The organism is Candidatus Babeliaceae bacterium, from assembly GCA_041660765.1.
Lineage (GTDB): Bacteria > Babelota > Babeliae > Babelales > Babelaceae > JBAZVR01.
The window spans coordinates 35,129-47,311 of sequence record JBAZVR010000001.1; the positions used below are offsets into that span (position 1 = coordinate 35,129).

Annotated in this window: 17 protein-coding genes; 6 read left to right on the plus strand and 11 right to left on the minus strand. The window is 36.0% G+C overall.

The genetic code is table 11. The annotated features are described in order from the left end of the window. Positions 1 to 13: 13 nt before the first annotated feature. From WC707_00185 to WC707_00215, 7 genes are all read right to left on the minus strand, one after another. Entirely contained in the window at positions 14 to 487 is a 474-nt protein-coding gene (locus WC707_00185) for a hypothetical protein (GenBank protein ID MFA6065588.1), read from the minus strand. 81 nt (positions 488 to 568) lie between these two features. Continuing rightward, complete coding sequence (gene trpS, locus WC707_00190) at positions 569 to 1,579, minus strand: tryptophan--tRNA ligase (GenBank protein ID MFA6065589.1); 1,011 nt, start codon at positions 1,577 to 1,579, stop codon at positions 569 to 571. Between the two features lie 72 nt (positions 1,580 to 1,651). Then, positions 1,652 to 2,107 carry a hypothetical protein gene (locus WC707_00195; GenBank protein ID MFA6065590.1) on the minus strand — a complete coding sequence of 152 codons (456 nt, stop codon included), beginning with the start codon at positions 2,105 to 2,107 and terminating at the stop codon, positions 1,652 to 1,654. A gap of 14 nt (positions 2,108 to 2,121) precedes the next feature. After that, positions 2,122 to 2,559: a hypothetical protein gene (locus tag WC707_00200; protein ID MFA6065591.1), complete on the minus strand. Its 438-nt coding sequence runs from the start codon at positions 2,557 to 2,559 to the stop codon at positions 2,122 to 2,124. A 14-nt stretch (positions 2,560 to 2,573) separates the two neighbouring features. After that, complete coding sequence (locus WC707_00205; protein ID MFA6065592.1) at positions 2,574 to 3,149, minus strand: hypothetical protein; 576 nt, start codon at positions 3,147 to 3,149, stop codon at positions 2,574 to 2,576. 44 nt (positions 3,150 to 3,193) lie between these two features. Then, positions 3,194 to 3,763, minus strand: coding sequence for a hypothetical protein (locus WC707_00210; protein ID MFA6065593.1), 570 nt, complete (start codon positions 3,761 to 3,763; stop codon positions 3,194 to 3,196). Positions 3,764 to 3,810: 47 nt separating this feature from the next. After that, positions 3,811 to 4,413 carry a hypothetical protein gene (locus tag WC707_00215; protein ID MFA6065594.1) on the minus strand — a complete coding sequence of 201 codons (603 nt, stop codon included), beginning with the start codon at positions 4,411 to 4,413 and terminating at the stop codon, positions 3,811 to 3,813. Between the two features lie 315 nt (positions 4,414 to 4,728). Here WC707_00215 and WC707_00220 point away from each other — a divergent pair, with 315 nt between their 5' ends. The 6 genes from WC707_00220 to WC707_00245 all read left to right on the plus strand — a co-directional run bounded on the left by WC707_00220 (position 4,729) and on the right by WC707_00245 (position 9,308). Further along, positions 4,729 to 5,211 carry a hypothetical protein gene (locus WC707_00220; GenBank protein ID MFA6065595.1) on the plus strand — a complete coding sequence of 161 codons (483 nt, stop codon included), beginning with the start codon at positions 4,729 to 4,731 and terminating at the stop codon, positions 5,209 to 5,211. A gap of 196 nt (positions 5,212 to 5,407) precedes the next feature. Then, complete coding sequence (locus WC707_00225) at positions 5,408 to 5,824, plus strand: hypothetical protein (GenBank protein ID MFA6065596.1); 417 nt, start codon at positions 5,408 to 5,410, stop codon at positions 5,822 to 5,824. Between the two features lie 164 nt (positions 5,825 to 5,988). Next, positions 5,989 to 6,597: a hypothetical protein gene (locus tag WC707_00230; protein ID MFA6065597.1), complete on the plus strand. Its 609-nt coding sequence runs from the start codon at positions 5,989 to 5,991 to the stop codon at positions 6,595 to 6,597. 214 nt (positions 6,598 to 6,811) lie between these two features. Beyond that, positions 6,812 to 7,645 (plus strand): hypothetical protein, encoded by an 834-nt coding sequence (locus WC707_00235; protein MFA6065598.1) that lies wholly within the window; start codon positions 6,812 to 6,814, stop codon positions 7,643 to 7,645. Next, on the plus strand, positions 7,638 to 7,982 hold the full coding sequence (locus WC707_00240; protein ID MFA6065599.1) for a hypothetical protein: 345 nt from the start codon (positions 7,638 to 7,640) through the stop codon (positions 7,980 to 7,982). The genes WC707_00235 and WC707_00240 overlap by 8 nt, the downstream gene beginning before the upstream one ends. A gap of 9 nt (positions 7,983 to 7,991) precedes the next feature. Next, a complete protein-coding gene (locus WC707_00245) occupies positions 7,992 to 9,308 on the plus strand; it encodes a hypothetical protein (GenBank protein ID MFA6065600.1) in 1,317 nt (438 codons plus the stop codon). Between the two features lie 42 nt (positions 9,309 to 9,350). Here the strand turns inward: WC707_00245 and WC707_00250 are convergent, their stop codons facing one another. The 4 genes from WC707_00250 to rph all read right to left on the minus strand — a co-directional run bounded on the left by WC707_00250 (position 9,351) and on the right by rph (position 12,180). After that, positions 9,351 to 9,908 carry an ankyrin repeat domain-containing protein gene (locus WC707_00250; GenBank protein MFA6065601.1) on the minus strand — a complete coding sequence of 186 codons (558 nt, stop codon included), beginning with the start codon at positions 9,906 to 9,908 and terminating at the stop codon, positions 9,351 to 9,353. A 77-nt stretch (positions 9,909 to 9,985) separates the two neighbouring features. Further along, positions 9,986 to 10,426, minus strand: coding sequence for a hypothetical protein (locus WC707_00255; protein MFA6065602.1), 441 nt, complete (start codon positions 10,424 to 10,426; stop codon positions 9,986 to 9,988). 3 nt (positions 10,427 to 10,429) lie between these two features. Further along, positions 10,430 to 11,374, minus strand: a complete 945-nt coding sequence (locus tag WC707_00260) for a hypothetical protein (protein MFA6065603.1) — start codon at positions 11,372 to 11,374, stop codon at positions 10,430 to 10,432. After that, on the minus strand, positions 11,371 to 12,180 hold the full coding sequence (gene rph / locus WC707_00265; protein ID MFA6065604.1) for a ribonuclease PH: 810 nt from the start codon (positions 12,178 to 12,180) through the stop codon (positions 11,371 to 11,373). The genes WC707_00260 and rph overlap by 4 nt, the downstream gene beginning before the upstream one ends. Positions 12,181 to 12,183: the final 3 nt, after the last annotated feature.

Consider the following 12,183-nt stretch of genomic DNA (forward strand, 5'->3'; position numbering starts at 1 on the left):
TTCTATCAAATTATTATTTTTTTGAAAAAAAACGCATGAACCAAGAGCGTTCATCTTTTTTTTCAGCGATTTTTTTGAGAAGTTCTTGGAGATTTTGATCCTGGTTATACTCGCTGAGAAGCAGGGCGACTTCTATTACTTTTCGATCTTTTCCTGGGGTATTTAGCATTACATCAGTTAGTTTGTATGAAAGTATGGTTGCCTTGGCATAATTTTCGGCTACTTTTTTTTGATCATGTGGCGTTAGTTGCGCATATTTTTTTGAAGCGTCTTCATTGAAGGTATGACCCTCTTCTCTGATTATTTCTTCAAAATCCGAACAGCTCTCTTGAGTTTTTTTATCTTTAGAGTTTTGTCTTATTGAAGCCAATTCTTCTCTAACTTTTTCCCAAAGAGAAACCGGTTCCACAGAGACTGGTTCTTCTGCTAATAATAATTGGCTACCGAGTGTAAAAATGCTTGCGAGAAGAAATAATTTTTTATACATATAAAATCCTGCTGATTATTAAAAAATAACACAATAAACTTGTTAGAATATAAATCTTTTCTTTTAGAAAATCAAAATATATTAATAATCGAGATGCATTACCTGGCGCACTTCGTGCATCGTTTGCTGCGCAATAAGACGAGTTTTTGCAGTGCCATCTAAGAGTACGCGCATAGCGTACTCAGGGTCCTGCTCAAACTGTTTTCTGCGTTCTCTGATTGGCTCTAAGAATGTGTTCAAAATTTCGGCAAGTCTTTTTTTAAGTATCATATCGCCTAAGCCGCCGCGTTGATAATGTTCTTTAAGCTGTGCAACTTCTGCAATGTTCGGGTCAAATACGTCAAGATAGGTAAAGACGGTGTTACCTTCTACTTTGCCTGGATCGCTGACATGAATATGTCCGGGATCGGTGTACATGCTTTTTACTTTTGCAACAACCGTGTCTGCAGAGTCAGAAAGGTAGATGGCATTATTAAGCGACTTGCTCATTTTATTGTGACCATCAGTGCCGCATAACCGAGATATTTTTGGTACGAGTGCTTCGACTTCTGGGAATACGTTGCAAGAATATAATCTGTTAAATGTTCTGACAATTTCATTGGTTTGTTCGATCATGGGTAATTGATCTTCGCCAACAGGAACAATGTGCCCCTTAACGATGGTAATATCAGCCGCTTGACTTATAGGGTATACAACAAATCCTGCGGGTACATGTTCACCAAAGCCTTTTTGTTTGAGCTCTGTTTTTACCGTTGGGTTGCGCGTGACTCTATTGATACTAACGAGGTTTAAAAAAAATATAGTTAATTCTGCAATTTCTGGAATCAGCGATTGTATGAATATTGTTGTTTTTTCTGGGTCGATGCCAACGGCTAAATAATCGAGCGCTACTTGAGTGACATTTCTTCGGACCTTGCCCGGATCTTCATAATTATCTGTGAGCGCTTGCACGTCGGCAATCATGACATATTGATCATATTTTTCTTGCAACATAATGCGATTGGCAAGTGATCCTACGTAATGTCCAAGATGTAACGGCCCCGTTGGACGATCACCGGTCAACACGCGTACGGCTTTATTTTTTGTTTCCATAATATCTTTACGTTAATTTTGTTCTGGGTAATAAGCAATTGTATATTGAGTATAAAAATATTGCCGAACAAATCAACAGGATAATCGTTCTTCGACTGGCGTATTACTACTATTAGTTTGGTCTGAACCGATAAATTCTTGTGCTTCAGGGTTATTTGCCGTTTTGCTAACATTGCGCCTGAATTCAATAATTTCTTGAGGGCTTAAACCTAATTCTTGTTGCAGAACTTTAACGACATCAAGAAAGCCACTATAACTTTTAAATTGTTCATCGCAAAATTGTTGACATTCTGCTGGTCTATCGCGTCTTACGGGATGCCGTATGCAATATAAAAAATTGCTGAGTTCAACGCAGGCATTATCAATCTTTGGATTACCGGTTATTGTGCTACAGGTTTTTTTAATAGGAGAATCACCAGGGACGTTTTCAAAGTATGGCGCATATGGTGATTTTTGTGTAAAACCTATTGGTGTTGTATTAGCACAAAATAAAATAAAAAAGATAAAATTTAATTTTACATAATTCATATACATTTTCCTGGTTAGCAATCTAAACCATCATGGGTGGAAGCTTTAGGCGTTTTAGGTTTTTCGGGTTCGGCGTTTTTTACGGGTTTATTAATATCTCGTGAAAAATCAACAAAGTGTTTAGGGCTTAAATGTAATTCTTGTTGCAGAATTTTAACGATATTAAAAAAACCGCTATAGTTTATTGATTGCTCATCGCAAAACTGTTTGCATTCTGCTGGTTTATTCTGATTGTTTTCCTGTTGTATGCAATATAAAAAATTGCTGAGTTCAACACAGGCATCGTCAATCTTTTTATTGCCGGTTATTGTGCTGCAGGTTTTTTTAATAGGAGAATCACCGGGAATATTTTCAAAATACGGTGCATAATTTGATTTCTTTGCGTAACTTATGTTTGCTGCGCCAGCAAACAAGAGAGTAAAAACCGTAACGTATATTTTTGATGTATTCATGCGAAGTAACTTTCTTATTTTAAAGATTTTTTAATGCTACCTTTAACAGGATTTCTATACTCAAAGCCTCTAGACAAGGTTCCGTAAAGATGCTGATCTAGTCCACTGCGAATAGAAGCATCAATCACCGCGCCATCATCGCTACTAATAGTATTGTTGCGTATGATGCCGAACTCTTCCAGTTTATAATAGAGGTGAGCAATTTTATCATCAGTTACGCTTCTTTTTTGCTCATCTACGGTAACGGTGCGTTCCGCGTTACGAGCTATAGTGGCATAGGTGCGATAGACATAAAAATTTTCGTGCACATGTTTTTTAAATTCTTCGAGACTTATTTCGCAACCATTTTTGCACGTTTGCCCAATATGATGTAGCCCTTCAGTGAGTATAAGCGGTGGTATTTCATGATTATTTGCTGTATTTTCAAATGCAGGGTCTTTTTTTAATTCTTTGATTGCGTGAGCAACCTTATCTACCGCCGCCTGTTCAACGTTTTTATGGTTGACAAGCTCAACTGCTCTGCAATGCAGCATGCTTAGATTAAACGCGGTTAACGCTACTATAGTTATTATTTTTGATGTTGTTTTCATAAAAACCTCTTTAAATTTTAAAAAAAATTATTATTGCTTACTTGCTAAGCCGTAGGGCGCCCTTGCCTTAATCCATTCGAAATCTGATTCAAGTCTCGCGAAATGAAAGCAAGATTATCATGATTAAATTCTGGTACTTTTTTTAATTGGTTACAATATTTTATACCATTATTCAAACAGGAATCATAAGCTTTTTTGCTTAGGGCTACCGCCCCTAAGCAACCAATAACACCTGTAGTTACAGGGTAAGAGTTTGAAGCAGTCAAATAAATTTTTACTAATCCCAAAGCTCCTCCGAGGACCAATGCAGTAAAACCTGTTTCTGCAGCTATACGTGCCGGAGATTTAGGCAATGCAAAAGATGTTTTTAAGCTAGCACATTTAGTGGCGCATTGTGTCTGGGTCGCGCTTGTTGATGCTCTTTCCCATGCTGAAAACGTATTATACCACATCATGCGTTGATAACGAGCAAAACCATACCCAACAGCACTGCCTACCAAAACTGATCCTGCAACAAAGGCAACTTCGGGACCATGTTCAATTGAATAAGAAGTTGTAGGAATATTAGTAAAACCTAAACTCATAAGTACAAGTAATATCATATTATTTTTCATAAAAACCTCTTTAAAATTTAATAGGCAAATTTGCATTATTAAGTATATCATGATTTTCGCATAAATGATGTATAGAGTGAGTACGCTGATGAAAGTAGTATGCCTGCGGATGCAAGCTGAATGAATCTATGCTTTTTACTGATTTCTACTTTGATAGTGCCATCGTCTTGATAGGTAATTCTTCTATATAAATATGGGAAAAAAATGCAATTATCTTCTTCAACAATTTTTATTGAATTAAGCAGATAGCTAGGTTTAATAAGATCGTGACGATATTTATTTTCTCTAATATCAGCTGGGCCCCTATACCCCCACCCGAAAAACCATGTATTCTGTTGATCAAAATACTCTATAGTTCTATTACCCAGCCATGGATGAAAAGTTATTTTTACTTTATGTACCATGCACTTAGATGCAGCCAAAGGATCAATCATGGCATCGTATGCCTGTTCTTTTTCATGAGTTAATTGTTTAGCTGGAGTGGTCATTCTAAAAACAAATTTGAATGGTTTTGTGGGGTAAAAATCGACTCGGCTTTGTTGTGACTCTAAAGGGCCTGTTTTAAACTGGTAAAATGCGGCATCTTGTATAATAGCGTAGCATAAAAAATTACCCATAAAACATAATGCTAATAATCGACGTATATACATATTATTCCCAGATTTTATATAATTTATAACTTAAATATGTATTATTAACAGTACCAATAAATAACTATTTGTCAATATTGACAAATAGTTATTTATTGGTATTTAGCGAAAAAAATCAATTTATAGGGCAAAATAGCCAAAATGTATAAAAAACTAGTATTTTTTTACAAAAAAACATCTTTCGGCACTTTTTATTCGTTTTTAGGGCACTTTAACATGATTTTAATGCTTTATTTTTAATTGACAATTTGAATATATTTGTTAAAATAATATATATAGTTAATATGTATAATCTTAAATAATAAGGATAAAAGTATGAAGAAGATATTAGGTTTAGCAGCGTTGATAGTAGGTCAAATGTATGGTTATGGTTATGAGCCGCGTTATAGGCCGGGATTGCATGATTATGCAGTTGCCAAAACCCACAATAATGTTTTATTTGCGGGGGGTTTGGCGGGTACTGGGTATTTTATGCATAAAATGGCAGACCAATTTTTAAATTCTGATAAGGGCTGTGCTCGATATTTCAAATCAAGCAAATGGCTTGTCCCTGGTGGAATCTGTTTTACCATAGGTATGGCAAATTCTTTGAGAACTAACTGTGGAACGACGCCAAAAGAAGCTTTGTATAAAACCTTGTTACCATTTACCGCTGTTGCAACAGGTTATTATGCATCTAAAAGTTTACAAGTTTTAAATAAAGTTCCATCTAAAAATGCTCGGTTGTTATGTGGAGTTTATGCAGGCTTGACCGGATTGAGCTTATTTGAAATTTACAATCAAAGTCATATGTCATAAGATTTGATAAGCGCATGGGGGATTCTATTCACAGAGTCCCCCTGTGTTTTTTTAAGTTATTTTTTCTTAATTAAAAGTATTACGTAGGCTTCTCGTAATAAATCCCTCTTTTGAAAATATTGACAAATTGCATTATTATTGATTATATTAATAGTAACTAATAAATATATTTTAATATATGAATGAGGGTGTAAGTATGAAAAAAATAGTAATAATAGCAATGGCTATATTTTCAATCACGGCAGTCATGCAGGTATCTGCTCTTGAGAAGTTATCCGAAACTGCTTATCGTAAGCCCGCTTGTCCTCCTTACTATCCTCGTAAACGATACCGTTCTGCTGAGGAGTACTTGGCAGTAATATTTAATGCATTAGTAAGTATACGTGAGAATGAGTGGCGACATCTTAGAGAATTGCGCGAGATGCAAGAGGATCAACGCCGTTGGCTAGCTGAGTTGGATAGGCGCTTACATCCTGAGTTACATCCCGAGTATAAAAAATCACAGAGTGAGAAAGTTAGTTTTACTAATGCTAGGCTTTCAAATGCTAAGATTGGTGGCGCTAATGTGAGTTCGAAAAAAAGAATTTTCACAGCTGGATCACAATTCGAATAATTTATAATCAAAGCCATATGTCATAAGATTTGATAAGCGTAGGGGATGCGTTCAGCAGCATCCCCTACGCTTAATTTTAGTTTTTTTTAAAAATATATAATCTATTAAGCTTCTGATATGATCTGGTATGAAAATATGATTAATAACTTATTAAAGAGCAGATTATGATGAATTTGCAAAAAATAATGGTTAGTGTATTGATAGTTATCTCTTGTGCGCCAAAGTTATGGGCGGTTAAGTATCAAAAATTTCAATTAAACAAAGCGCAAATTAATAGAATTTCTGAGTGCGTGTCGCAAGATTTTGCGGTTTTTAGAGATCGGCAATCGCTACTTTTGGATGCGTTGCCAAACTCGATAGATGCCAATTTCCCTTTTAAAGTATTTCGTAATAATTTTGTTACATGGAATGTTATTTTAGAACAAGTTGATCTTATCGATCCGAAATTTAGAAAAAGATATGCGCTTTCGCTGCTTGAGCATAAGAGTCTCATGAAAGATGAAATAGAACAACAAATTCGCTATGCAGAGTTGATAAAAAATAAGATTGATAATCGTTTAAATAAGGCGCTACAAAAAATTTCTCAATATACTTCTAGTGCCCCTGAATCTTGTAAAGCGTTGGTGAATGCACAAAAGCTTTCTCCTGTAATTTGCACATTATGTAAACATATACAATATAAACAGATTAATGCTGATCAAAGAAGCGCATTATATGCTATTTCAGATATCGCTACCGAATATTATTTTAAAAAATACCCACCGATTATTTAGTCATGTAGTTGTGCAAGAAGGTGTTGGAAAATATATGGTAAATAATAGGTCCCCTGATGCTGTAGCGCCAAGTTAATCAGTTCTAGCGTCCATTGAAAATGTTTCTTGCTGTGGAATGGTTGGTACCAAAGCATGAGTTTTTGTTAAAATGGTATTTTTCTATATCTTCTGGGATAAATTTATTTATTATCGAAGTTATATGAAGGAGAGAGTTATGGTATTTTTAAAAAACTTTTTTTGTTTAATAATTAATGAGCTGGGATTTTTGTCCTGGAGGGATCCGTTAGAAATAGGTCTGTTGGCGGTTGGGATATATTATTTTTTACGATGGCTCTCGCAGGATACCGAAAAAAATGCAATAGTGTGGTTTTATGGCTATAGCATACTTTTTTTTGGGGCTTATTATGTTCAGTTGCAAACAGTGAGCTTGTTTTTGATTATTACTGTACCTGTAGTTGGTCTTTTTTTTATTATTATACATCAGCACATGTTGCAGAAAAATTTTATTACCATGACGCGGCGCGCGGTGTCTATAGCAGATCATACGTCCGATTGGCTCCACACATTTATCAGTGCTTGTTTATATGGTTTGAATAAGCATAAAGATGTTGTGTGGATTTTGGAACGTGCTGATATGCTCGATGTTTTTTTGACGTCCGGATCATTGGTAAAAGCGCCTTTAACAGGACCGATTATCGAACTCATTTTGTCCTCAGAAAACAATAATTTAAAAAATAATTCTATGATATTAATTGATCGTGATGGCCGTCTTGTAGCTTATGACGTGTCTTGGGTTGCTCGTGGTACAGATTGGAAGCACGATGCTCTTCTTATGTCTTCAAAAACTGATGCAATTATTATAAAAGCGTCATTATCTACACGGCTTTTTGATATTATTTTGTTTGGAATAAGTATTGAGCGTCTTTCTGTTGGCGAAGTATATGATTTGTTGAAATATTGCACTAAAAAGGGTGTACGAGAAGAGGTAATGCATTATGTCGATAGCCATTATAAAAATTATAAAAACCAAGAGTTTTTTATTGCCTAGTTCCGTGATTATGGGCTTTTTTTTATGGTCCATGCTGAATAATTTGTATTATTACAAAATAATAGTAAGTGTGCCATTATGCTTTTACAATACAGAGCGTATTTCTATTGTAGATGCGCCGCAGACAATTACTGTTGCATTTAAAGGTAGGCGGACAGATCTTATTGCGTATGATGTTCAGCATTATGTTGTGAGGTATAATGCTCAAAAATTACATCAGGGTGAAAATGAAGTGTGCTTTACTCCACAAGATTTTTTTTTGCCACCGACCATTAGTATGATAAGCTGTAAACCTATGTGTTATAAAATTATTGTACAAACGCTTATGCCTGCCTGAGAATATTTTATGCTTAATCTTTTTGGTACTGATGGGATACGTGGTCCGTTTGGTACCGGGCTGCTTGTTCATGAAAAATTGCATGCAATGGGCAAAGCTCTTGCATTGTGGGCTCTTAAAAGATACCAACATAATCCTAGAATACTGATTATTCATGATACTCGTAATTCATGCGCTCTTATTAAGGCTTATTTGAAGGGTGGGTTATTGCAGTATCCGGTATCTATTTTTGATGGATCTATCCTGCCAACACCGGCTGCTGCTCATTTTATGCGTGATAATATGTTAGATTGTGCTGTTATTATCTCGGCTTCCCATAATGTATATTCTGATAATGGGATAAAAATTATAGACAATAAAGCGGGCAAACTGTCACTTGATGATGAGCTATTTATTTCTTCTTTAATTGTTGAGCAACTAGGCGCAATAGATGTCTATGGGGAATGTGGTCGGGATACTATGTTTGATGCGCAGTCGCGATATATTGAGCAGCTAGTACGCTATTTTTCAGCAGCTTTTCTTAAAAATAAAAAAATTGTTATAGATTGTGCCCATGGCGCAACATTCAAAGTTGCTCCCGCTATTTTTTCTGCGCTTGGAGCCGATATTGTTGTTATTAATGATACGCCCGATGGCTATAATATAAACAAAAATTGTGGAGCACTGGTATTGCAATCTCTTCAGCAGACAGTTGTCGCAACCTCTGCTGATATAGGATTTGCCTTTGATGGGGATGGTGATAGGGTTATTGCCGTTAATAATAAGGGCTGCATTAAGAACGGCGATGATATTTTGGCTCTTTTGCTTACCCATTCACGGTATAATACGCAAACAACGATTGTTGGAACATTGATGACTAATTGTGGGCTTGAGCAAAAGCTTATACAAAGTAATAAAGTTTTGTTGCGAACCTCTGTTGGCGACAAATTTGTTCTGCAAGAAATGCAACAGAGAGGTTTGATTATTGGCGGCGAGCAATCGGGACACATTATTTTGAGCGATGTCGTTTCTACCGGTGATGGTATTCTGGTTGCGCTGACCGTTCTTGAAGCGCTTGTCGCCACTGATAATTGGGATATGAATAGCTTTGAACCTTATCCGCAGGTTTTATTAAATATTCCGGCGCCGCGTACGGTTGCATTAACTGATGCATGTATTGTTGATTATATTGCAGCGGCACAGCAAGAGATTGGTAATGGCAGATTGATTGTTAGATTTTCTGGAACTGAGCCAGTATTGCGTATTATGGTAGAGGCTTCTCATTATGATACAGCATATGCCGTTGCCCATAATCTTGCAGATAAGTTAACTCCATTTTTAGTTTAAAAAAAAGGCATGCTTTTTTCTGGCATGCCTTTTTAGAATTATTTACTCTCTTTCAAGTAGTTCTTTAATGACGAGCATTGTTTCATGAATTGATCTCCACTTGTCTGATGCTCTTTTAATAACAGAAAGTTCTTCAGGATTTTGTGGTTGTGTTGCAGAAAGAGCTTCTAATTTTTTTTCACATTCTTGATGAATAATTTTGCAGCGTTCTGCGCATAATGATGAAAATTCTGATACGTTGTACGTTTTTTCATCGATGCTGACTGTTGCATGAGGGTTGGCGTTGTTGTGTAAAAGATGTTCAATAATCGAGAAAGTATCGCAGCCCATTGAGCATTTTGCTATAGCAAACATGAGGGGCGTTGCACCATCTTGTGTTATTGAGTTAACATCGGCACCGCATTCTACTAATTTTTCTACGCTTTCTTTGTCTGCACGATCTATAGCATAGAACAGTTCTTCAGAGAGCATAATTACTTTGTCTTCTTGTAATTGCTTTGCGTCGCAGCAGCCCTTGTTTGATACATCTGTATCAAGAGCGTGATTATAGTGAGGGGCAAACAAGAAAGAACATGACAATAATACTACTACTTTTTTCATACCATCTCCTTTTTATTGGTAAAATTAAGCTTCACTAAAAACCGTATCACAAATGTTTTTGGAAGTCTAATGAGTTTTTATGGGTCATTTGTGTCTAAACTTAATGCGCTACAAGCAGCACCAATGTGGTAAAAAATAGTGTATAATTTTTGATGTTTAGTTTGTATATTATTGCATTTTAATGCTTTAAAATCTTGATGCGGATCATCTTGAAAACCAGCATTAAAATGCGACTTGATCGTATCTTTGTGGGCTACTGCTTTATACAATTCGCACTGCTCTATCCTTTTTTTGTCATTAAGATACAGCGCCTGTTTGTATTGCTTTTCTATAGTTTTTGGTGAGAATGGAGCATACGTGTCAAGAATATCTTGAACATCGCAGGATATTGTAACGTGTTTATGATGTATTGGCTGCTGTACATAACAGCGCGCCGCAAGCGCTTTAAGACTCGCAACATTGTCTTGATTATCTTGCATGCCGTAGGCTACAAAAAATATAAAAAGAATATAGAGCATTTTTTATGCAAAATGGTTGAGGAAAAATTTGTTATACAGTAATTCGAGGCCAACGTCTGTTGAGCCGCCATTTTTGTTATTGTAGTCTATCGTGTATAAAAAATCATGAGTTTGTGCCAGCTCTTTTATTTTATACTGACGCCAGTCTTTTTGCATAAATGAAAAGGGTAGACGTTTAACGTGTTTTCGTGCGGCTTCTGGGCCGTTCTTATGAGCTTCTTCGATAAAAAGTGTCGCTTGCCACAGTAAGTCAGACCACAAGTAAATCCAGAATTCATGTTCAAAATTTTCTTTGAGAGATTGCCATTCTTGCCAAAATTTTCTTTGATTTTTTTCAAAAAAGTATTGGCTCAGCGCGAAAGCGTTTTTATCAGATACAATAATTCTTGATACCCAAGGTTTAAAGAAGGGTATTAGTTTTTTACTTATTACTGATTGATATTCGAGTAACATGCAGACATGTTCAAGCGAAAGATGCTTAGAATTTTGCGTTATTATTTCTGAAAATTCTGATGAAAGGGTGGGATAATTAAAAAATGATGTGAGGAGCGATATGCTTGTTGAAGTTATAGGCGCATCAAGTTTAACATTTTGTACAGATTCTGATGTATTAATCACTTGGTCAGTTGTTATAAAAAAACCAAAACGATGCGGGCCCGTATACGTAGCGCTATAAGTAATAATTTTTTTTTTTAGTTTTGCATCTAGATGGGATATGTCTCCCAACCAATAAAAATGAGCTTGTCCCAAAAAAAGAGTTTCGAGACAATTATATAATTCATGAGGGTGTTCTTTTGAATACGGTAAAGGCACGCATGCTGGTCCAAAAAAATTGTTTTTTTTGGACCATATGAGCGAAAAAAAAGTTATTGGGTAGACATTCCCACTAAAGCACCATACAAAGGGTGTTTCAGTGGTTGAATGCTTTAAAAATTGATCAAGGTTCAATCAATTAATTCCTGATATAAAAAACTCTTTTCTTGTATCATGGTATCAGCTTCATGATTAAAAACATTGCACGAAGCTTCATCAAAAAATTCAAAAAGCTTATTTGCGCCCTTGCAAGCCAATTCTTGAACATTGTTATAGCAACTCCATGAGATTGGATGTTTTTCCGCAGATCCTTGTATTTCAATAATATTACCGCTGCGAGTGAGAACAAAATTGAAATCAGCATCGATTATTGTATCTTCTGCAAAATCCATATCCAAGAGTGGTATGTCGCCAGAAAGTCCAACAGAAATTGCAGCAAGTTCATCGGTTATAAAGTTTTGCTTGATAATACCCTTTGATTTCCAATAATCTTGAGCAGCTTTCAATGCTAAATAAGCGCCTGTTATGGAAGCAGTTCTCGTGCCCCCATCTGCTTGCAACACATCGCAATCAATAAAAATTGTTTGCTCGCCAAGGACATTGAAATTTATAATTGATCGCAACGCTCGACCAATGAGTCTTGATATTTCAATAGTTCTACCGCTTCTTTTATTAATAGTTACATCACGTACGGTGCGCATAGGTGTTGATGCGGGTAGCAACGAATATTCTGCCGTCAACCATCCAGTTTTTTTTCCACGGAGAAAATGTGGAACGCCTTGTTGAAGGCTAACGGATGATAAAACTTTGGTGTTACCCATTTCAAACAACGTTGATCCTGCTGCATAGGGGTATATATTGTACGCAACTTTAAGGGCTCTGAGTTCATCAAATGATCTATTATGAGCTCTTTGTTTGAGATTTAAAGATGTCCTGTGCATGCA